The organism is Dactylosporangium sp. NPDC050688 (genome assembly GCF_040654515.1).
Taxonomy (GTDB): domain Bacteria; phylum Actinomycetota; class Actinomycetes; order Mycobacteriales; family Micromonosporaceae; genus Dactylosporangium.
In genome coordinates this window covers 23755-43231 of record NZ_JBFAIC010000069.1, presented here as the reverse complement: position 1 = coordinate 43231, position 19477 = coordinate 23755, and the positions used below count along the sequence as shown (strand labels likewise).

Annotated in this window: 21 protein-coding genes; 18 read left to right on the top strand and 3 right to left on the bottom strand. The window is 72.3% G+C overall.

Features of this window, described 5'->3' with window-relative positions; translation table 11 throughout:
- The first annotated feature begins 1 nt into the window (after position 1).
- From fliG to AB0H83_RS42080, 18 genes are all read left to right on the top strand, one after another.
- Positions 2–1012, top strand: a complete 1011-nt coding sequence (fliG, locus tag AB0H83_RS42165; RefSeq protein ID WP_360106140.1) for a flagellar motor switch protein FliG — start codon at positions 2–4, stop codon at positions 1010–1012.
- The gene (locus AB0H83_RS42160; protein ID WP_360106137.1) at positions 996–1796 is read left to right on the top strand and encodes a FliH/SctL family protein; all 801 of its coding nucleotides are present in this window, start codon (positions 996–998) and stop codon (positions 1794–1796) included. The genes fliG and AB0H83_RS42160 overlap by 17 nt, the downstream gene beginning before the upstream one ends.
- Entirely contained in the window at positions 1793–3100 is a 1308-nt protein-coding gene (locus tag AB0H83_RS42155; protein WP_360106135.1) for a FliI/YscN family ATPase, read from the top strand. The genes AB0H83_RS42160 and AB0H83_RS42155 overlap by 4 nt, the downstream gene beginning before the upstream one ends.
- Positions 3100–3534 carry a cell envelope biogenesis protein TolA gene (locus tag AB0H83_RS42150; RefSeq protein ID WP_360106132.1) on the top strand — a complete coding sequence of 145 codons (435 nt, stop codon included), beginning with the start codon at positions 3100–3102 and terminating at the stop codon, positions 3532–3534. Before AB0H83_RS42155 ends, AB0H83_RS42150 begins: the two co-directional genes overlap by 1 nt.
- A complete protein-coding gene (locus AB0H83_RS42145; protein ID WP_360106129.1) occupies positions 3531–4568 on the top strand; it encodes a transglycosylase SLT domain-containing protein in 1038 nt (345 codons plus the stop codon). The genes AB0H83_RS42150 and AB0H83_RS42145 overlap by 4 nt, the downstream gene beginning before the upstream one ends.
- A gap of 31 nt (positions 4569–4599) precedes the next feature.
- Positions 4600–6930 carry a flagellar hook-length control protein FliK gene (locus tag AB0H83_RS42140; RefSeq protein WP_360106126.1) on the top strand — a complete coding sequence of 777 codons (2331 nt, stop codon included), beginning with the start codon at positions 4600–4602 and terminating at the stop codon, positions 6928–6930.
- Positions 6890–7411 carry a flagellar hook capping FlgD N-terminal domain-containing protein gene (locus AB0H83_RS42135; protein ID WP_360106188.1) on the top strand — a complete coding sequence of 174 codons (522 nt, stop codon included), beginning with the start codon at positions 6890–6892 and terminating at the stop codon, positions 7409–7411. The genes AB0H83_RS42140 and AB0H83_RS42135 overlap by 41 nt, the downstream gene beginning before the upstream one ends.
- A 16-nt stretch (positions 7412–7427) precedes the next feature.
- Positions 7428–8651, top strand: a complete 1224-nt coding sequence (locus AB0H83_RS42130) for a flagellar hook protein FlgE (RefSeq protein ID WP_360106123.1) — start codon at positions 7428–7430, stop codon at positions 8649–8651.
- Between the two features lie 164 nt (positions 8652–8815).
- Positions 8816–9100 carry a flagellar FlbD family protein gene (locus tag AB0H83_RS42125; RefSeq protein WP_360106120.1) on the top strand — a complete coding sequence of 95 codons (285 nt, stop codon included), beginning with the start codon at positions 8816–8818 and terminating at the stop codon, positions 9098–9100.
- Between the two features lie 5 nt (positions 9101–9105).
- A complete protein-coding gene (locus AB0H83_RS42120; RefSeq protein ID WP_360106117.1) occupies positions 9106–9879 on the top strand; it encodes a flagellar motor protein in 774 nt (257 codons plus the stop codon).
- The gene (locus AB0H83_RS42115) at positions 9879–10799 is read left to right on the top strand and encodes a flagellar motor protein MotB (protein WP_360106114.1); all 921 of its coding nucleotides are present in this window, start codon (positions 9879–9881) and stop codon (positions 10797–10799) included. Before AB0H83_RS42120 ends, AB0H83_RS42115 begins: the two co-directional genes overlap by 1 nt.
- Before the next feature lie 13 nt (positions 10800–10812).
- Positions 10813–11265 carry a flagellar basal body-associated FliL family protein gene (locus AB0H83_RS42110; RefSeq protein ID WP_360106111.1) on the top strand — a complete coding sequence of 151 codons (453 nt, stop codon included), beginning with the start codon at positions 10813–10815 and terminating at the stop codon, positions 11263–11265.
- A gap of 144 nt (positions 11266–11409) precedes the next feature.
- Entirely contained in the window at positions 11410–12387 is a 978-nt protein-coding gene (locus tag AB0H83_RS42105; RefSeq protein ID WP_360106108.1) for a flagellar motor switch protein FliM, read from the top strand.
- Positions 12384–13124, top strand: a complete 741-nt coding sequence (gene fliN, locus AB0H83_RS42100) for a flagellar motor switch protein FliN (protein WP_360106106.1) — start codon at positions 12384–12386, stop codon at positions 13122–13124. Before AB0H83_RS42105 ends, fliN begins: the two co-directional genes overlap by 4 nt.
- 11 nt (positions 13125–13135) lie before the next feature.
- Positions 13136–13471 (top strand): flagellar biosynthetic protein FliO, encoded by a 336-nt coding sequence (locus AB0H83_RS42095; protein ID WP_360106103.1) that lies wholly within the window; start codon positions 13136–13138, stop codon positions 13469–13471.
- Entirely contained in the window at positions 13468–14253 is a 786-nt protein-coding gene (fliP, locus tag AB0H83_RS42090) for a flagellar type III secretion system pore protein FliP (protein WP_360106100.1), read from the top strand. Before AB0H83_RS42095 ends, fliP begins: the two co-directional genes overlap by 4 nt.
- A gap of 15 nt (positions 14254–14268) precedes the next feature.
- The gene (gene fliQ, locus AB0H83_RS42085; protein WP_360106097.1) at positions 14269–14544 is read left to right on the top strand and encodes a flagellar biosynthesis protein FliQ; all 276 of its coding nucleotides are present in this window, start codon (positions 14269–14271) and stop codon (positions 14542–14544) included.
- Positions 14537–15310, top strand: a complete 774-nt coding sequence (locus AB0H83_RS42080) for a flagellar biosynthetic protein FliR (protein WP_360106094.1) — start codon at positions 14537–14539, stop codon at positions 15308–15310. Before fliQ ends, AB0H83_RS42080 begins: the two co-directional genes overlap by 8 nt.
- Before the next feature lie 21 nt (positions 15311–15331).
- On the opposite strand, the gene AB0H83_RS42075 is transcribed toward AB0H83_RS42080, so the two are convergent.
- Genes AB0H83_RS42075 through flhA form a run of 3 tightly spaced genes read right to left on the bottom strand, consistent with a single transcriptional unit; the run spans position 15332 to position 19428 of the window.
- The gene (locus tag AB0H83_RS42075) at positions 15332–15625 is read right to left on the bottom strand and encodes a hypothetical protein (RefSeq protein WP_360106091.1); all 294 of its coding nucleotides are present in this window, start codon (positions 15623–15625) and stop codon (positions 15332–15334) included.
- A 10-nt stretch (positions 15626–15635) separates the two neighbouring features.
- Positions 15636–17393 (bottom strand): hypothetical protein, encoded by a 1758-nt coding sequence (locus AB0H83_RS42070; RefSeq protein ID WP_360106088.1) that lies wholly within the window; start codon positions 17391–17393, stop codon positions 15636–15638.
- Positions 17383–19428 (bottom strand): flagellar biosynthesis protein FlhA, encoded by a 2046-nt coding sequence (gene flhA, locus AB0H83_RS42065; protein WP_360106085.1) that lies wholly within the window; start codon positions 19426–19428, stop codon positions 17383–17385. Before flhA ends, AB0H83_RS42070 begins: the two co-directional genes overlap by 11 nt.
- Between the last annotated feature and the right edge of the window lie 49 nt (positions 19429–19477).

Genomic DNA, 19477 nt, shown 5'->3' with positions numbered 1-19477 from the left:
CATGACCACCGGTGAGCTCTCCGGGCTGCGCAAAGCCGCCGTCCTGCTCGTACAGATGGGCAAGGAGGACGCCGCGAAGATCATGTCGCACCTGCGCGAGTCGGAGGTCGAGGAGCTCACCGCCGAGATCATGCGGCTCGGGCAGGTCGAGGGCGACGTGGCCGACGTGGTGCTCCAGGAGTTCCACGACATGGCGACCGGGCACCGGTACGTCGGTCAGGGCGGCCTCGACTTCGCCCGGGACCTGCTGGAGGCGTCCCTCGGCCGGGAGCGGGCCGGGGAGATCGTCGGCCGGCTCAACACGGTCTTCATGGACGTGCCGTTCGGCTTCCTCGGCCAGGCCGACCCGCGGCAGCTGCTGTCGTTCCTGCAGGACGAGCACCCGCAGACGATCGCGCTGGTGCTCGCGCACATGACGGCCACGCAGGCGTCGCAGATCCTCGGCGGGCTCGCCCCGGAGCTACAGGCCGACGTCGCGCACCGCATCGCCGTCATGGACCGCACCTCGCCGGAGATCATCCGCAAGGTCGAGGCGACCCTGGAACGCAAGATGTCGTCGGTCCTGCAGCCCAGCGACCTGTCCGCGGTCGGCGGGCTCGAGCCGCTGGTCGAGATCATCAACCGGACCGACCGGGCCACGGAGCGGCTGATCCTGGAGGGGCTCGCCGGGCGCAACCCGGAGCTGGCAGAGGAGATCCGCTCGAAGATGTTCATGTTCGAGGACATCGTGTCCCTCGACGACCGCTCCATCCAGCTGGTGCTGCGCCAGGTCGAGACCAACGACCTGGCCACCGCGCTCAAGGGCGTCCGCGAGGAGGTCCGCCAGAAGGTGATGAAGAACCTCTCCGAACGCGCCGCGGAGAACCTCGCCGACGAGATCGAGATGCTCGGGCCGGTCCGCCTGCGCACGGTCGAGGAGTCCCAGGCGAAGATCGTCCAGGCGATCCGGACCCTGGAGGAGTCCGGCCAGATCACCATCCGCCGAGGGGACGACGATGAGTTCGTCGGCTGACTACCCGCTCGCGTTCCCGCCGCCACCGCCGAAGAAGCCGGCCCGGCCGCGCACCGCGTTCCCACCGCCTCCCCCGCCACCGCCGACCCCGGCGACCAGGGCGTTCCCGCCGCCGGAGGCGCCGACCACCCTCCGGTACGGCGAGAGCGTCCTCACCGACGACCGGGCCGGGGCCGCCCCACCGGCCCGCTTCGACGTCGACCTGCGCGAGCGCGAGACGTACCCGCCGGAGCTCGTCGCGCAGGTCCGCGCCGAGGCCGAGGCGGCCGGGTACGCCGCGGGGTGGGCGCAGGGCGTGCGGGAGGCGCGGGCGGGCGCCGAGGCGGAGGCCGTCCGGGTCTCCGCCGAGGCCGCCGCGGCCGCCGAGGCGCACCGGCAGCGGATCGAGCGTGCCCTGCGGGCGATCGACGCCGCCGTGAGCGACCTGGAGCGCCGGGTCGTGCCGGCCGCGCAGGACATCGAGGACCAGATCGTGGCGACGGCGTTCGCGATCGCCGAGGCGGTCCTGCGCCGGGAGCTGCGCACCGCGACCGAACCGGGCCGGGAGGCCCTGGCCAGGGCGCTGGCGCTGGTGCCGGAGGGAAGTCCGGTGACGGTCCGGCTCAACCCGGCGGACCGGCTGACGATAGGACACACGGAACTGGTCATGGACGCCCGCACGGTGTCCCTCGTGGACGACCCCGGCCTCGCCCCGGGTGACGCGCTCGCGCTGTGCGACGCCACGACGGTCGACGCCCGGCTCGGGCCGGCCCTCGACCGGGTGCGGGAGGTGCTCGAACAATGACGTCGTCGCTGCAGCAGCGCATCGCCGCCGCCCGCTGGGCCGCCGGCCCCCGGGTCACCGGCCGGGTCACCTCCATCGTCGGCCTGTCGGTCACCGTCGCCGGCGTCGACGGGCGCGTCGGCGACCTCGTCGAGATCGGTGCGGCCGGCTCGGCCGTGCCCGCCGAGGTCGTCTCCATCGACGGCGACCGGCTCGCGTGCCTGCCGCTGGGCGCGCTCACCGGCATCGGCACCGGCAGTCCCGTACGCGGGACCGGCTCGCCGCTGCAGATCGCCGTCGGCCCGCAGCTGCGCGGCCGCATCCTCGACGGGCTGGGCCGCCCGATGGACGGCGGCCCGCCGCTCACCGGCCTGGAGCTGGTGAGCGTCGAGAACGACGCCCCCGACGCCCTCGCCCGCGGCCGCGTCCAGGAGCCGCTGTCGCTCGGCGTACGCGCGCTGGACACCCTCGTGCCGTGCGGCCGGGGGCAGCGCATCGGCATCTTCGCCGGGTCCGGCGTCGGCAAGAGCAGCCTGATGTCGATGATCACCCGGGGTACCGACGCCGAGATCTCCGTCATCGGGCTGGTCGGCGAGCGGGGCCGCGAGGTACGCGAGTTCATCGAGAACGACCTCGGGCCCGAAGGGCTCGCCCGGTCCGTCGTCGTAATCGCGACCTCCGACCAGCCGCCGCTGGTGCGGTTGCGGGCCGGGTTCGTCGCGACCCGGATCGCCGAGTACTTCCGTGACGGCGGCCGGGACGTGCTGCTGCTGATGGACAGCCTCACCCGCACCGCCATGGCGCAGCGCGAGGTCGGCCTGTCCGCCGGCGAGCCGCCCGCCACCCGCGGCTACCCGCCGAGCGTGTTCGCGCTGCTGCCGCGCCTGCTGGAGCGGGCCGGCCCGGCGCCCGCCGGCTCGATCACCGGCCTGTACACGGTCCTCGTCGAGGGCGACGACCACAACGAGCCGATCGCCGACACGGCCCGCTCGATCCTCGACGGGCACATCACGCTCGACCGGCGGCTCGCCACGTCCGGGCACTTCCCCAGCATCGACGTGCTGGAGTCGGTGTCCAGGGTCGCGAACGCGGTCACCACCCGCGAGCAGCGCGCCGACGCCACCGCCCTGCGCCGGATGCTGGCCGCGCACCGCGACGTGCGCGAGCTCGTCGAGATCGGCGCGTACGTCAGCGGCACCAACCCCGACGCGGACCGGGCCCGGGCGCTGTGGCCGCAGATCAACGACTTCCTGCGGCAGGACATGGACGACACCACCCCGGCGCCGCTGGCGTGGTCGATGCTGGATGCGCTGGTGAAATCCTGATGGCGAAGAACGGTTTCCGGCTGGGCGCGGTCCTGCGGGCGCGCAAGGCGCAGGAGGACGCGGCGAAGGCGGCCGTCGTGCGGGCCCGCGCTGACGCCATGGCGGCGCACGGCGCGGTCCACGCCCGCGAACGCGACCTCGACGGGCGACGGGTCCCGGACGCGGCGACCTCGGCGGCGTTCGCCGCGACCCTCATGGCCCGGCAGGCGATCGCGGGCGCGCTGTCCGCAGCGATCGGCGCGGCCTCCCTCGCCGACGAGACCGTCCAGGACCGGCTCGACGACCTCACCGACGCGGCCGTGCAGCGGCGCACCATCGAGAAGCTGCAGGAGCGCCACGACCTGACCCGCAAGCAGACGGCGGCCGCGGCCGAGGCCAAGGCGGTCGACGACCTCACCACCGCCGCCGCCCACAACCGCAAGGACCAAGCATGACGGTGTACGAGGCGCAGGCGCGCATGATGGAGATCCGCTCCCGGTTCGGGCTTCCCGCACCCGCGCCGACCGGCGGTGGCGACGCGTTCGCGGCCGCGCTGCAGTCCACGATGGCCGCCGGCCGCCCGGTCACCGGCACGGCCGTCGTCGACGCGGCGAAACGGTACCTGGGCACGCCGTACGTCTTCGGCGGCAACACCCCGGAGCGCGGCATGGACTGCTCGGGCCTCGTCCAGCGGGTCTACGCCGACCTCGGGGTGCGGCTGCCCCGCGTGGCGAAGGACCAGGCCCGGGAGGGCACCGCGGTGCCCGGCCTGGCCCACGCGCGCCCCGGCGACCTGCTGGCCTTCGGCGACCCGGTCGACCACGTCGCCATCTACGCCGGCGACGGCCGCATGATCGCCGCACCGCACGCCGGGGACGTGGTGAAGCTGCAGCAGGTGTACGAGACCCCGACCGCCATCCGCCGGATCGTGCCCACGACGGCGCTCGACCCGCTCGCCACGGGTGCACTTGCGGCCGGGGCTCTGCCGGCGGGGGCACTGCCGGCGGGGGCACTGCCGGCGGGGGCACTGCCGGCGGGGGCACTGGCCGGCGGGGCGATGGTCACGGCGGCGGCGCTGCGGCCCGCGGCGCTCAACGGCGTGCCGTACGCGGAGCTGTTCCAGCAGGCCGGCGCGAAGTACGGCCTCTCGCCCGCCCTCCTCGCCGCGGTCGCGAAGGTCGAGTCCGGATACAACCCGGCGGCCGTCAGCGGCGCCGGCGCGCAGGGGCTCATGCAGCTGATGCCGGCGACCGCCCGCGGCCTCGGCGTCAACGCCCTCGACCCGGCCCAGGCCGTCGACGGCGCCGCCCGGATGCTGTCGGCGAACCTGGACCGCTTCGGCTCGCTCGACCTGGCCCTCGCCGCGTACAACGCCGGCGGCGGCGCCGTCAGCCGGTACGGCGGCATCCCACCGTTCGCGCAGACCCAGGCGTACGTGCCGAAGGTCAAAGCCGCGATGGAGCAGCTCGCCGGAAGAGGGTTCGCATGACCACGACCGCGACGGTTTCCGGGGCGATGGCATGACCGCCCCCATCGGCCCGCTTGGCCCGGCCGGCGCCGCCCGCGCCGCGGACTCCGCCAACCCCGCCACCGGCCCGTCCGACGCCTTCGCCGCCGCCCTGGCCGCCGCGACCCGCGGCCGCGTACCGCTGAGTGCCGCGGCCCAGGCCGCCCGTGATCACACCGCCGACCGCCGGCCGGACCGGCCGCAGGACCGCGGCCAGGATCGGGCGGACGAGCAGGAGCGCCGGTTCCCGGTGCGGGACCGCCGGGTCCGCGACGAACGCCCCCGCCCCCGCGCCACCGACCCCGACCCGGTCACCGCCGCAGCCGCCCAGCACCGCGACCCCGTCCACCGCGACGCCGGGGTTCGTCCGGGCGACGTGGACCGCCGTGAGCGTCCCGCCGCACCGGAATCCTCGGTCCCGGCGGGGTCTGCCGGTCGCGGGACCGGGGCCCGGCAGGACGAGTCCTCTGCCAGAACTCCGCTACCGGCCCAGGTCTCCCGGCCGGCCGGGCAGAGCGCACTGCAGGCGATGCTGCGCGCGGCGGCGGCCCGGTCCGGAGTCACCGAGGTGTCCGTGCCCGTCGACGCCGCCGGGACGGCGCTCATGGCCGCACCCCCGGCACCGGGTCCGCCCGGACTGCCGGCCGGACCTCCTCCGGCCGCCGGATTGCTCGGCGACCGGACCGACGTCCCGGCGGCGGCCGGGATCCCGTCACCACCCGGTGCCTGGACCGGTGACCCGCCGGCCGGACCGGTCGTCCCGGGCGCCTTGGCGGCCGACCAGGCGCTGACCGTCGCGACCAGCCACGCCGATGTCGCACGAGCCGCGCAGGCCACCGCCGCGATGCAACCGGGCACGACACCCCCGGCGGTCACCGTCGGCCGGTCCGCCACGGCGCAGACGTGGATGTCCGTGCCGTCGGCCGCCGATCAGGCCCGCGTGGTCCCGCAGGAAGGGCAGGTCGCGCAGGCGGGGCAGGCCGGGACAGGACAGGCGGGCCCAGACCGGGCCAGCGGCGTCCTTCCCGGCGCGCAGGCCACCCAGCCAGCGATGGCGACCGACGGGGACCGCCAGGACGCGGCCCTGGTCGTGCCGTTGACCGGGCAGGCCATCGAGCCGTCCGGCATGCCGCCGCACGCTGCGGCCGCACGCCCCACCGAACCGGCACTCCCCGGCATGGCCACAGTGATCGCCGCCCCGGTCACCGAAACGAAAATCACCGACCAGGCCGGTGCCCAGGCCGGCGGACAGCCGGTAGCGCAGGCCACCGCTGGCACGGCTGCCCATGGCCTCGCCGGCGGCGTCGTCATGGGCAGTCCCGAGCCGCTCCCCCAGGCCGTCGCACCCGGCGCCGCGCAACCCACCGCCGCCGGGCAGGTCACGCCCGCCACGCCGCCCACCGCCGCCGGGCAGGTCACGGCCGCCACGCCGCCCACCGGCGCCGCGCCGCTCACCGGCGCCGCGCAGGTCACGGCCGCCGCGCAAGCCGCCCAGACCGCCGCCCAGACGTCCGCCCAGACCGCTGCCCAGACGTCCGCCCAGATCGCGGCGCAGGTCGCCGGGCAGGGCGCCGCCCAGGCGGTGCCTGCGGCCGGCACCCAGGACGGCGGCCGGACGCAGGCTGGCGCCGCAGGCCAGGCCGCGGCCCCGAGCCCCGGCGGGCCGGGCGGTGCCGCGGGCGTGCCGGTGTTCACCGTGCCGCAGGCGGCGCAGGGTGCCCCGGCCGGCGACGCGCAGGGACGCGGCGGGCAGGCCGGCGACGGGTCCGGCCCTCAGCGGCACGCGGCACGTGTCGAGCCGGGGGTCGGTGCCGATCAGGGGCAGGCGGTGGGCGTACCCCTGCAGCCACCGACGAACACGTCCGCCGTCGCGGCGCCGAACGGCCCCGGCCCGGCACCCGCCGTGCCGCAGCCGCCCGTGGCGACGCAGGTGGCGATGGTCCTGACGCCGCTGCGACGGGGGCCCGACGGGGTGCACCGGATGACGGTCCAGCTCAGCCCGGGCGATCTCGGGCCGGTGAGCATCGTGGCGGAGGTGCGCGACGGCACGATCGCCGTGCAGCTGACGGGCGGCAGCGAGGCGGCGCGGGCCGCGTTGCAGGCGGCGCTGCCGGACCTGCGGCAGGACCTGCGCGACGCCGGGTTCGCCCAGTGCACGCTCGACCTGCACCACGACCAGCACCAGGGCCCGCACCAGGATCCGCACCGGCCGGGCAACCAGTCGCAACAGTCCTCAGGTTGGCAGTCTCCGGGTCGATCTCAACAGCAGGCACCCGAACCACGGGCGACGGAACCGCTGCGCGATCCGGACGCCGCCGAGGTTCTGGTCGACATGCGCATCTAAAGGGGGTCCAGCCATCACCACCCCGACCGCGCCGGTCAGCGGCAAGATCAGCGACTACGTCCCGAAGACGAGCGCGCCGAGCGACGCCCCGAAGGCCGGCGACACGACGGAAACACCCGCGAAGCCCGGCGGCGAGCTGGGCAAGGACGCGTTCCTGAAGCTGCTCGTGGCGCAGCTGAAGTACCAGGATCCGATGAAGCCGATGGACAACTCGGAGTTCCTGGCGCAGACGGCGCAGTTCACCACGGTCGAGAAGCTGACCGACCTGGCGACGTTGGAGCAGAGCCTGCTCACCGCGCAGCTGCAGCTCGGCGCGAGCAACCTGATCGGCAAGACCGTCGCCTACACCGGCGACGACGGCAAGGAGCAGACCGGCGTGGTGACCGCGGCGGCGTTCTCCGGCAGCACCCCCACCCTGCGGGTCGGCGACACGGATGTCGCGCTCAGTGCGGTCAAGGAAGTCCGCAACCCGGCATCCTGAAAGGACCCCCTCCCCAATGCTCCGCTCACTTTTCTCCGGCATCAGCGGCCTGCGCGCGCACCAGCAGATGATGGACGTCACCAGCAACAACATCGCCAACGTCAACACCGTGGGGTTCAAGTCGTCGCAGGTGGTCTTCCAGGACACGCTGAGCCAGATGATGCGGGCCGCCGGCGCGCCGCAGCAGGGGCAGGGCGGCACCAACCCGGCGCAGGTCGGCCTCGGTGTGCGGCTCGGCGCCATCAACACCAGCTTCGTGCAGGGCTCGGCGCAGACCACCGGCCGGGCGACCGACGTGATGATCTCCGGCGACGGGTTCTTCGTCGTCAACTCGGTCAACGAGCAGCTGTACACGCGGGCCGGCGCGTTCAACTTCGACGCCGAGGGCAAGCTGGTCACCCCGACCGGCGCCGCGGTGCAGGGCTGGCCCGCGGTCAACGGCGAGGTGAACACCAACGCGCCGATCGGCGACATCCGGCTGCCGATGGGCACACTGATCGCGCCGAACGCCACCCGCAACATGGTCATCGCCGGTAACCTGCCGGCCGATGCGCCGGTGAACACGACGATCCCGCGCTCGATCAAGACGTACGACGTGCAGGGCAACGTGGTGACGCTGACGACGACGTTCACGCTGACCGCGGGCGGCTGGGAGGCGGTCGTCTCCGACGGATCCAGCCCGTCGGCGTCGACCCCGCTGACGTTCCTGCCGAACGGGCAGATCAGCCAGCCGACGTACACGGACTCGACCGGCGCCACGAGGATCGGCCTGTTGTACGACCCGGACGGTGACGGCATCGGCGTGGAGGTCGACCTGGCCGGCCTGACGGAGTACACCGGCAACACGACAGTGAGCCCGCTGAGCCAGAACGGCTCGCCGGCCGCGACGCTGCAGTCCTTCAGCATCAACCCCGACGGTCAGCTGGTCGGCGTGTTCTCCAACGGCAACAAGCAGACCGTGGCGCAGCTCGCCCTGGCCAACTTCAACAACCCGCCGGGCCTGGAGAAGGTCGGCGACTCGCTCTACCGGTTCACGGTGAACTCGGGCCTGGCCCAGGTCGGCGTGGCGGGGACGGTGGGTCTCGGCACGTTGCAGAGCGGTGCGGTGGAGATGTCCAACGTCGACCTCGCGCAGGAGTTCACGAACCTGATCGTGGCGCAGCGCGGCTTCCAGGCGAACTCGAAGGTGATCAGCACCTCCGACGACGTGCTGCAGGAGCTGGTGAACCTGAAGCGGTAACCGGACGTTCCGCTCGAAAAGGCCCGCCCTGGTGGCGGGCCTTTTCCGTAGCACCTGCCCGGCAACCGTCAACTCCTCACCTGTCGGGTGATCGGTCCGATGTGAACTCCGAAGGCCCCACGGAGGGGGCCTCGCCCACAACCTCCAAGGAGTGGAGCGCGTCGATGATCCTGCTGACCCGACTCAACGGCCCGGTGTTCGCCCTCAACCCCGACCTGGTTGAGCGGGCCGACTGCACCCCCGACACCGTCGTGACGCTGGTGGACGGCACGAAGTACCTGATCGCCGAGTCGCTGCCCGAGCTGGTGGAGCTGATCCGCAAGTACCGGGCCCAGGTCGTCGTCGACGCCCAGCAGCTGGTCGGCCAGACGCCGGCCGAACGCGCTGAGACCGCGCGCGAGCGGGTCAACGAGACCAACGTCGTCCATCTGCACCGTCGGGAGCGCTGACACCCATGGATCCGGCAACCCTTATCGGCGTCGTGCTGGCCTTCGTCGCGATCTTCGCCGCGATGATCCTGGAAGGTGGCAGCCCCGGCGCCATCTTCCTGCTGCCGCCGCTGATTCTGGTCTTCGTCGGCACCTTCGGCGCCGCCATGGCGGGCGGCATGCTCAAGGACACGATCGCCCTCGTCGACTCCTTCAAGCGGGTGCTGCTCGGCAGTGTGGCACCGGCCGACGGCCTCGTCGACGACATCGTGAAGCTCGCCGAGAAGGCCCGCCGCGAGGGGTTGCTGGCCCTGGAGGACGCGATGAAGGAGGTGCAGGACCCGTTCCTCAAGAAGGGCCTGCAGCTGGCCATCGACGGCACCGACTCCGAGGAGCTCGCCACCATCCTCGAGGCGGAGGTGGACGCCAAACGCAAGGCCGACAAGCAGGCCGGCGCGATCTTCACGGGCATGGGCGGGTACGCGCCCACGATCGGCATCATCGGCACCGTGCTCGGTCTGATCCACGTCCTGGAGAACCTGAGCGAGCCGGAGAAGCTCGGTCACCTCATCGCCGGCGCCTTCGTGGCGACGCTGTGGGGAGTTCTCTCAGCAAACGTCCTGTGGCTGCCGATGGCAGCGAAGTTGAAGCGACTGTCCGAGCTCGAATGCGCACAGATGGAGCTCGTGATCGCCGGCATCATCAACATCCAGGCAGGGGCCAACCCCCGCCTGGTCGCACAGAAGCTCCGGAGCCTGCTGCCGCCGAGCAGCGGTACTGAGAAGAAGGAGGCCGCCTGATGAGCGGGGGGAACCACGCCGTCAAAGGCGGCAAGCAGGGCGCGCACGCCAAGGGGCACGGCAAGAAGCACGCGGCGCACGAGGAGGAGCACGAGAACCACGAGCGCTGGCTGGTCAGCTACGCCGACATGATGACGCTGCTCATGGTGCTCTTCATCGTGCTGTTCGCGATCAGCCAGATCGACCAGAAGAAGTTCGCGGAGCTCAAGAACGGCCTGGCGGTCGGCTTCGGCGCCCCGGCGGTGGCGTTCGACGGCGGCGAGGCCAGCCTGATGGAGTCCTCCGACAGCGACTCCGCGATGGACATGTCCTCGGGCATCGGCGGCACCACCAGCGACGCGACGGCGATCCAGGAGGCCGTGGCGGCCAAGGAGCGGGCCTCGGCGTCGGCGCGGCAGAAGGCCGCCCAGCAGGAGGTCGAGAACTTCGAGAAGATCAAGGCGCAGATCGAGGAGAGCCTGAAGAAGCAAGGGCTCGCCGACTCGGTGCGGTTCACCATCGACGAGCGCGGCCTGGTCGTCACGGTCGTCACCAGCGCGATCGTGTTCGACGGCGGCGAGGCGCAGCTGCTGTCCGCCGGGCGGCAGATCATGGCCGGCATCGGCCCGGCGATCGCCGGCCTGCCGAACAAGATCGAGGTCGACGGGCACACCAACCAGCTCGCCGCCACGACCGGCATGTACCCGAGCGGCTGGGAGCTGTCCACGGCCCGTGCCTCGACCGTCGTGCGCTTCCTGCACAGCAGCTCCGGCATCCCGGAGAGCCGCCTGATGGCGTCCGGTTTCGCCGACACCAAGCCGCTGTACCCGGCGGACGACCCGCGAGCGGCGTCGCTCAACCGGCGGGTGGAGATCATCGTCCTGTCATCCCTTCCGGCCGACACCCGGGCGCTGCTGCCCTCGGCGACTTCGAGCAACTGAGGAAACGGCGTCCATGGCGAACGACGAAAAGGCCGCGGCCGGCGAGGCCCCGAAGAAGCGCAAGAAGAAGCTCATCATGATCATCGCGGCCGTGGCGGTGCTGCTGGGCGGCGGCGCGGGCGGCTACCTGATGTTCAAGCCGTCCTCCGCCACCGCTGAGCCGGAGCCGGAGCCCGGCATGGTGGTGCCGCTGGACGCGATCACGATCAACCTGGCGGACGGGCACTTCCTGAAGCTGAAGCTGTCGCTGCAGGCCACCGCGGACGTCGCGGAGGCGCCCGACGGCAGCAAGGCGCTGGACATCGCGATCGACCTGTACAGCAACCGGGAGATGGCCGAGCTGATGTCCAACGCGGAGCGGGAGCGCTCGAAGACGGAGCTCAGGGAGAAGATCGAGGCGGCCTACACGGTGGACAAGGAGAAAGAGATCATGGACGTGTACTTCACGTCGTTCGTAATCCAGTAGCCACGAACCGGCGGATCTGGGGGTTTCTAGGAAACCTCCAGGTCCGTTTCGGCCGTTTTCCGTCAAGCTGCACCCGAAAAGACCGATGGTAGGAGAGTGACGCAGTCAACGTCGGCCACTGGTACCGGCCGCATGCCCGGCAGGATGAGCCGGCGTGGCGGCAAGAGCTCCGGTCCAGAGCCGTATGACTTCCGGCGTCCGACCAAACTGTCCCGTGAACACATCCGAACCCTGCAGATCGCCTACGAGACCTTCGCCCGCCAGTACGCCACGCTCCTGACCACCAGCCTCCGGGCGGTGTCGCAGATCAGCCTGGTCTCGATCGAGCAGCTGACCTACGACGAGTACATCAGTGGCCTGTCGAGCCCGACCATCGTCGCCATGTTCAGCATCGACCCCCTACCCGGCACAGCCATTCTGGAGTTCTCCCTGAGCACCGCCATGGCCTGCATCGACCACATGCTCGGCGGCCCGGGCGGTCCGCAGCCGCAACGCCCACTGAGCGACATCGAGACGCCGTTGCTGCACGGCCTCATCGAGCGGACGCTCGGCGAGCTGCGCTACGCCTTCGAGGGCATCGTGGCGTTACGGCCGGAGATGACCACCATCGAGTACAACCCACAGTTCGCCCAGGCGGGCGCGACGTCCGACGCGGTCATCGTGGCCTCGTTCGAGATGCGGGTCGGCACCGAGGAGTGCGTGGCGAGCATCTGCCTGCCCTTCGGCTCGATCTTCCCGAAGCTGCAGGGCGAGCAGGGCAGCGCGGTGCTCACCGAGGCGCAGCGGCTGGCCCGGGAGGCCGCGTACCGCAACGTGGTCGCCGGGCTGGAGGGCGCGCCGATCGAGGTCGCGGTGCGGTTCCAGCCGGTCCGCATGCACCCGGCCGACCTGATCGGGCTGCGCCCCGGTGACGTGGTCCCCTTGGCCCACACCACCTCGACGCCCCTGGCGGTGACCACGGCGGACATCACGTTCGCCTACGCCGTGCCGGGCGCGCAGGGCAACCGGCTGGCCTGTCTCGTGGTGCCGAGCCCACAGCCGGGCCAGCGACCGACCCACCGGCCCGCCGGACAAGCAGCCGGGCAGCTCGGCCAGAACCGCGCTGAGGAGACCCGCCGATGACCACCGCCACCAACGAGGCCATGCTGGCTCGTGCCGAGGCGGCCGCCCAGGCCGCCGTGGCACTGCTGCCCGCCAGCTCGCCGCTCTCCGTCGGTGCGCCCACGCAGAACGTCGACGAACTCGCCATCGACGGCCAGGCGGTCCGCGCCCGGTTCGCCGGGACGGCGCAGGGCGAGGTCGCGATCGTCGTCACGCAGGACCTGGTCGAGGCCCTCGCCAACTCCCCCATGGGCGCCCTGGACCTCAGCCAGGCCGTCCGGCCAGCCCTGGAGGCCGCGGCGGCCACCGTCGGCCCCGTCGTCGTGGACCCCGGCGAGGTGCTCTCCCCCGCCGACGCCATGCGCACGCTGGCCGGCGCGGGCGGCGCGCTGGTGCCGCTGCGCACCGACGAGGGCACCGTGCAGGCCGTCGTCGCGCTCGCCGTCGCCGTGGAGGTCAGCGGCGCCCCGGGCGGCGACGAGCCCCGCAGCGAGCGCGCGGACCGTGGCCGTCCCGCGTTCGACCTCCTGCACGACGTCGAGATGGAGGTCACCGCCGAGCTGGGGCGCACCCGCATGAGCGTGCGGGAGCTGCTGTCGCTGGCCCCGGGCGCGGTGATCGAGCTGGACCGGGCCGCCGGCGGCCCCGCCGACCTGCTCGTCAACGGCCGGCTCATCGCCCGCGGCGAGGTGGTCGTGATCGACGAGAACTTCGGCATCCGGATCACCGAGATCGTCGGCCCGTCGGACCGGGCGTAGGACCTGCCGTCATGATCGAGCTGGCACTGCGCGTCCTGTGTTCACTCACAGTAGTTTTTGTACTACTGTGGGCGCTTGCGCGGCTGGCCCGGCGCGGCGTCGGCGGCCACGGGGCCGGGCTGCTCACCGTGCTCGCCCGCCAGCAGCTCAGCCGCGGCTCCTCGGTCGCGATCGTCAAGGTCGCCGACCGGGCCCTGGTCCTCGGCGTCAGCGACGCAGGCGTGTCGCTGCTCGCCGACGCCGACGCGCACCTGTTCGAGCAGCCGGTCGAGGCGTCCCCGCCGTCGCCGCTGGCGGGCTCGCTGTTCTCGGCCGACACGTGGCGCTTCCTGCGGGGCCGGCGATGAGCTCCGCGATCCGGGACCGGGCGGCCGCCGTTGCGGCCGGGTGCATCGCGCCGCTGCTGTTGCTGCCCGGCGCCGCCGCCGGCGCGCCGACCCCGCAGCCGCCGGTGTCGCCGAGCCCGCCCGACGGCACCGTCAACATCGACGTCGGCGGCGTGCAGCCCAGCCAGTCGATCACCATCATCATCCTGCTGACCCTGCTGTCGATCGCGCCGTCGCTGCTGCTGATGACGACCAGCTTCACCAAGATCTTCGTGGTCCTGTCGATCACCCGCAACGCGCTCGGCCTCAGCAACGTGCCGCCCAACCAGGTGATCGCCGGACTGGCGCTGTTCATCAGCCTCTTCATCATGGCGCCGGTCATCGGCGAGGTGAACGACGTCGGGGTGCAGCCGTACCTGCGAGGGGAGAAGAGCCAGTCGGTCGCCTTCAAGGACGGGGTCCAGCCCCTCGAGACGTTCATGCTCAAGCAGACCCGCAAGGACGAGATCGCGCTCTTCACGAAGATCGCCGACCGGCCCCTGCCGAAGAACAAGGACGACGTGCCGCTGACCACGCTGGTGCCCGCGTTCATCCTGTCGGAGCTGCGGGCCGCGTTCATCATCGGCTTCGTCATCTACATCCCGTTCCTGGTGATCGACATGGTCGTCTCGGCGGCCCTCATGTCGCTCGGCATGATGATGCTGCCCCCGGTCACCATCGCCCTGCCCTTCAAGCTCCTGCTGTTCGTCCTGGTCAACGGGTGGGGGCTGATCCTCACCGCCCTCGTGGCCAGCTATCACTGACGAGGTGTACCCCTGATGACCGACACCAAGATCATCGAACTGAGCCTGCAGGCCATGACGATCGCCGCGAAGCTCGGCGCGCCGATCCTGCTCACCGCGCTCGTCGTCGGCTTCGCCATCTCCCTGTTCCAGTCCGTGACCCAGATCCAGGAGTCGACGCTGTCCTTCGTGCCGAAGGCCGCCGCGATCGGGCTCGCGCTCCTCTTCGCCGGCAACTGGATGCTGCACGAGATGGTCACGTACACCGAGCAGCTGTACGCCCAGATCCCCGATCTGATCAAGGGTGCCTGACACCTACACCGTGCCGCTGAGCACGGTCCTGGCCGTCCTGCTCGGCTCGATCCGCGCCGGCGTGTGGCTCGCGCTGTGCCCGCCGTTCAACAACCGCGGCGCCCCGGCACCGATCAAGGCCCTGCTGTCGGTGGCGATCGCGCTGCCGCTCGCGCCGAGCCTCGCCCCGCAGATCCCCGCCGGCATGTCCGCCGGCGTCCTCATCGCCAACGCCGTCGAGCAGGCCGTCGTCGGCGCCGCGCTCGCCTTCATCACCGCACTGCTCTTCGCCGCCGTCCAGGTCGCCGGCAACCTCATCGACCTCGTCGGCGGCTTCACCCTCGCCTTCGCGATGGACCCCTTCTCCCTGCAGGGCAACGCCGTCTTCGGCCGCTTCTACAACCTCATCGGCATGGCGCTGATGTTCGCCACCGACTCCCACCAGCTGATCCTGCGGGGCTTCGCCCGCTCGTACACCGCGATCCCGCTCACCGACGCCATGTCCCTGCAGACCTTCACCGACATCATCACCGGCGGCCTGGGCGAGATGTTCCTGGCGGGCCTGCAGATCGCGGCGCCGCTGATCGCGGTGATGCTCGCGGTGGACGTCGCCCTGGGGCTGCTGACCCGCGCCGCGCCCGCCCTGAACCCGTTCGCCTTCGGCTTCCCGGCGAAGGTGCTGCTGACTCTGCTGATCGTGGGCTCCGCGATGCTGCTGCTGCCCAACGCCATCGCCAACCTGACGGACCGTTCGGTGACCCTGGTCCTGCGCCTGCTCGCCGCCTGAGGACGGGACCGCCGCGAACGATCAGGAGGCGTCCTCGGCGCGGCGCTGGGGGAACGGCTCGCCGGCGACGGCCTCGGCGCGCAGGGGTTCCTCGTCCGCGGGCGCGCCGGTGACCGGTTCCTTGGACCGGTCCTCGGGCTTGCCGTAGTTGCGGGTGACCACCCGGAACACCGCGAGCATCACCGCCGCCACCGGGACGGCGATGAGCAGCCGCAGCAGGCCGGTCTGCAGGTCGAGCCGGTGGGTGACGAGGGAGGCGTACAGCGCCGGCGACGCGATCAGCAACGCCAGGAGCAGCGTGGGGAAGCGCGCCATGCCGAGCATGTCAGCCCACCAGGCTCAGGCGTTCGCAGAGCATCGCGGCCCACTGGAACGGGGTGGAGGGCCGGCCGTCGAGGAGGGCCACCGGCAGGCGCAGCGACAGCGGGCTGGCGGGGTCGCCGCTGGACATGGTGCCGCGCAGGCAGATCGCGTCGACGCGGCGCAGGCCCTGCAGGTGGTGGGCGACGTCGGAGGTCTTGCGGCTGGCGTCCACGACGACCCAGACCGCGACCGGGCGGACCGCCTCGACGATCGCGGCGGCCCAGGCGGACTCGTCCAGGGCGGCCTCGACGGCCACGACGCTGGCCGAGTCGGACTTGCGCAGCTTCTTGGCCCAGAGCCGGGCGTCGTGGGCGCCGGTGATGCGACGCTTCGGGTCGATGCCCGCGGCGGCGGCGTTGCGGCCGGCGAACAGGATGTGGCCGGTGTCGAGGCGCTGGGACTCCGCGACCCAGCGGGCGACCTCGACGGCGTGCGTCGACTCGCCGACCACGATGAGCGTCTCGCCCGGGCCGTCGGGGGCCGGCTCGGCGACCGGCAACGCCGAGAACGCGTCGACGACGGCGGCGTACGTGTCCGCGGCCGTCGCCCGGAACGCGATGTCGCTCGGCACGCCCAGCGACTGCAGCCGGCGGCCCAGCGCGGCCTGCCGCTCCGGCTTCTCGGTGCCGGCGGGCGCCGCGGCCGCGCCGCGCTCAGCCCCGCCCCGCTCAGCCAAGGCCCGCTCGGCAGCGCCCCGCTCGGCCGCGGTCCGCTCAGAGGCAGGCGAAGGCGAAGCAGGCGCAGCGGCGGCGCGCTCGGTGGCGGCCGCGGCCGCCGGGCGCTCAGCGGCGGCCCGCTCCGCTGCCTGTGCGGCGGTGTGCGGGTTGTACGCGCCGGCCAGCCGTTCGCTCGCGTCTGGTGTCCGCGGCTTCTCCACGGTGGCGGTGGCTTCAACAGGCATTGGGGACTCCTGCCAGAAATCGGTTTCAGGGTCGAACAGCTGTGATGGGGGCGGCAGCACGCGGCGTCGAGGGTCGGTCCGTGGCCCGCCGTCGCGCGGCGCCGCACGCGGATGGTCCGGCGGTGGCTGGTACCGCTGCAGCTGCGGCACCTCGGGTCGCTGCTCGAACCGGGGGTCGGCGTTGACCTGCCGGACCCCGAGCTTCGCGATCGGCTGGTTGGCCGCCGGCCGGAACGGGCGCACCGACGGCGCGCCGCTGGGCGCCTCGGCGGGCGGCGCGTCGACCAGGAGCCGGTTCAACGCGTCGGCCGCGGTCGGCGGCCGCGGCGGCCCCCCGGCACCGACCGGGCCCGCAGGCCCCCCGGCACCGACCGGACCCGCGGCACCAGGCGGACCCGCAGGACGCCCGGCGCCCGGCGGACCCGGGACGGCACCACCCGCCGGCGGCCGAGGCACGTCCTCGACGAACGCAGGCGCACCGTCCCGCACGCCGTCCCGCACACCTTCCCGCGCGCCGGCGAGCACGTCGGCGAACGTCGGATTCCTGCCCTGCGCCTCGGCGGCATCCGCCAGCGCGGCCAGATCCTGGATGCTCAGCGAACGTTTCGGCGTGTCGTCGTTGCGGGTGTCACGGCCGGATGATTGAGTTGTGGCAGCGGAATCCGGAATTTCCACCGTCAGCTCATATTTCTGGGTGCCGAAAAGGCCACCGACTCCGCCGGTGCGCACTTTCTCGGCGGAGACGACAACAGCGTCCGGCCCGTGCTCCGCGCGCACCTGCGCGAGCAGTTCTTCGAGGTCACGACCCTCAAGCAGCAACCGGGTAGGCACCATTCACCACCCCAATAGTCTCAATCCGCAGCGTACTCCCGGCGATCTCTGAGTAAGACAGAACCGGCAAACGCGGCAGCGCCATCTGCACCAGTTTCCGCAGTGCGTTGCGCAGTTGCGGCGAACAGACAAGGACGGGACCGGTGCCGCGTTCCTCGCCGAGTTCGGTGATTCTGGTGAGATCCGCCAGCATCGACTCGGCGCGCGCGGTGTCGATCAGCAGTTGCAGCCCGCTGTCGGTGGGCCGCAGGGATTCCAGTAGCTGCTGCTCCAGTCTCGGGTCGAGCGTGATCGCGGTGAGGGTGCCGTCGTGCGCGTACCGGGAGGCGATCGCCGGCCCCAGCGACGCGCGGGCCGCCTCGACGAGCGAGTCCGGGTCCGTGGACTGTTTCGCCTGCAGCGACAGGGACTCGAAGATGCGCACCAGGTCGCGGATCGGCACGCCCTCGTCGAGCATCGTCTGCAGCACCCGCTGGATCTGACCGAGACTGAGCGACGACGGGGTCAGCTCCTCCACGACCACGGGGTGGGTGCGCTTCACGATCTCGGTGAGCGCGCGGACGTCCTCGCGGCCCAGCAGGCGGCTGGCGTGCACGCGGACGATCTCGGCGAGGTGCGTGATGATGACCGACGCCCGGTCCACGACCGTGGCGCCGGTGAGGTCGGCCTGGTGGCGCAGCTCGGCGGGGACCCACTTGCCGGCCAGGCCGAAGACCGGCTCGACGCCGGCCCGGCCGGGCAGGAAGTCCAGGCCGTCGCCGATGGCCAGGACGGTGCCGGGCGGGGCCTGCCCGCGGCCGACCTCGACGCCGCTGATGCGCACCGCGTACGTGGACAGCGGCAGCTCCAGGTCGTCGCGGGTCCGCACGGGCGGCATGACGATGCCGAGCTCGAGGGCGACCTTGCGGCGCAGCGCCCGGACGCGTTCGAGCAGGTCGCCTCCGCTGGCGTCGACGAGGTCCACCAGGTCGGGGGCCAGGGCGAGCTCGAGCGGGTCGACCCGCATCTCGCCGAGCAGCGCCTCCGTCGGGTCCATGGGCGGCGGCTCCGCCTCGGCGGCGGCCGCGGCCTGCTCGTCGGCCTCCGTGACCGGCTTCGGCAGGCGCTGCGCGACCACCAGTACCGCGGCGCCCACCAGCAGGAAGGGCAGCTTCGGCAGCCCGGGGATCAGGCACAGGGCCAGCGCCGCGCCGCCGCCGATCTGCAGCGCGCGGCGGTTCTGGCTGAGCTGCTTGCTGACCGTGGTGCCCATGTCGCCGTCGTTGGCGGAGCGGGTCACGATGAGGCCCGTCGCCACCGACAGCAGCAGGGCCGGGATCTGCGAGACAAGGCCGTCGCCGATGGACAGCAGCGAATAGGTCGCGATCGCGTCGCCGGGCGACATGCCGCGCTGCAGCATGCCGATCGCGAAGCCGCCGATGAGGTTGACCAGGGTGATGATGATGGCGGCGATCGCGTCGCCCTTGACGAACTTCGACGCGCCGTCCATGGCGCCGTAGAAGCTCGCCTCGGAGGTGATCTCGGTGCGGCGCTTGCGGGCCGTCGCCTCGTCGATGAGGCCGGCGTTGAGGTCGGCGTCGATCGCCATCTGCTTGCCGGGCATGGCGTCGAGGGTGAAGCGCGCGCCGACCTCCGCGACCCGCTCGGCGCCCTTGGTCACGACCATGAACTGGACGATGAACAGGATCAGGAAGATGACGAGGCCGACGATGAGGGAGCCGCCGACGACGAAGTGGCCGAACGCGTCGATGACGGCGCCGGCGAAGCCGTCGGTGAGCACGAGCCGGGTCGCGCTGATGTTGAGCGCCAGGCGGAACAGGGTCGCGACGAGCAGCAGCGAGGGGAACGAGGAGAACTCGAGCGGGCGCTTCACGTACATGCTGACCAGCACGATCACCAGCGCCAGGGTGATGTTCGCGGCGATCAGCGTGTCCAGCAGGACAGCCGGCAGCGGCACGACCATCATGAGGATGATCAGCACGATGCCGATGGGCACGATGAACTGCGACAGGCGTTTGGGCACGCTCTTCCCGTCTTCTCCGATGTGACGCGATCCCCTGATCGGTGCCGAA

Coding starts and splice junctions, on each gene's coding strand:
- AB0H83_RS42075 (WP_360106091.1), bottom strand. CDS start 15,625: ATGGCGCGCTTCCCCACGCTGCTCCTGGCGTTGCTGATCGCGTCGCCG.
- fliG (WP_360106140.1), top strand. CDS start 2: ATGACCACCGGTGAGCTCTCCGGGCTGCGCAAAGCCGCCGTCCTGCTC.
- AB0H83_RS42150 (WP_360106132.1), top strand. CDS start 3,100: ATGGCGAAGAACGGTTTCCGGCTGGGCGCGGTCCTGCGGGCGCGCAAG.
- AB0H83_RS42110 (WP_360106111.1), top strand. CDS start 10,813: ATGGCGAACGACGAAAAGGCCGCGGCCGGCGAGGCCCCGAAGAAGCGC.
- fliN (WP_360106106.1), top strand. CDS start 12,384: ATGACCACCGCCACCAACGAGGCCATGCTGGCTCGTGCCGAGGCGGCC.
- AB0H83_RS42155 (WP_360106135.1), top strand. CDS start 1,793: ATGACGTCGTCGCTGCAGCAGCGCATCGCCGCCGCCCGCTGGGCCGCC.
- fliP (WP_360106100.1), top strand. CDS start 13,468: ATGAGCTCCGCGATCCGGGACCGGGCGGCCGCCGTTGCGGCCGGGTGC.
- AB0H83_RS42160 (WP_360106137.1), top strand. CDS start 996: ATGAGTTCGTCGGCTGACTACCCGCTCGCGTTCCCGCCGCCACCGCCG.
- AB0H83_RS42130 (WP_360106123.1), top strand. CDS start 7,428: ATGCTCCGCTCACTTTTCTCCGGCATCAGCGGCCTGCGCGCGCACCAG.
- AB0H83_RS42145 (WP_360106129.1), top strand. CDS start 3,531: ATGACGGTGTACGAGGCGCAGGCGCGCATGATGGAGATCCGCTCCCGG.
- AB0H83_RS42095 (WP_360106103.1), top strand. CDS start 13,136: ATGATCGAGCTGGCACTGCGCGTCCTGTGTTCACTCACAGTAGTTTTT.
- AB0H83_RS42105 (WP_360106108.1), top strand. CDS start 11,410: ATGAGCCGGCGTGGCGGCAAGAGCTCCGGTCCAGAGCCGTATGACTTC.
- AB0H83_RS42125 (WP_360106120.1), top strand. CDS start 8,816: ATGATCCTGCTGACCCGACTCAACGGCCCGGTGTTCGCCCTCAACCCC.
- AB0H83_RS42120 (WP_360106117.1), top strand. CDS start 9,106: ATGGATCCGGCAACCCTTATCGGCGTCGTGCTGGCCTTCGTCGCGATC.
- AB0H83_RS42115 (WP_360106114.1), top strand. CDS start 9,879: ATGAGCGGGGGGAACCACGCCGTCAAAGGCGGCAAGCAGGGCGCGCAC.
- AB0H83_RS42140 (WP_360106126.1), top strand. CDS start 4,600: ATGACCGCCCCCATCGGCCCGCTTGGCCCGGCCGGCGCCGCCCGCGCC.
- fliQ (WP_360106097.1), top strand. CDS start 14,269: ATGACCGACACCAAGATCATCGAACTGAGCCTGCAGGCCATGACGATC.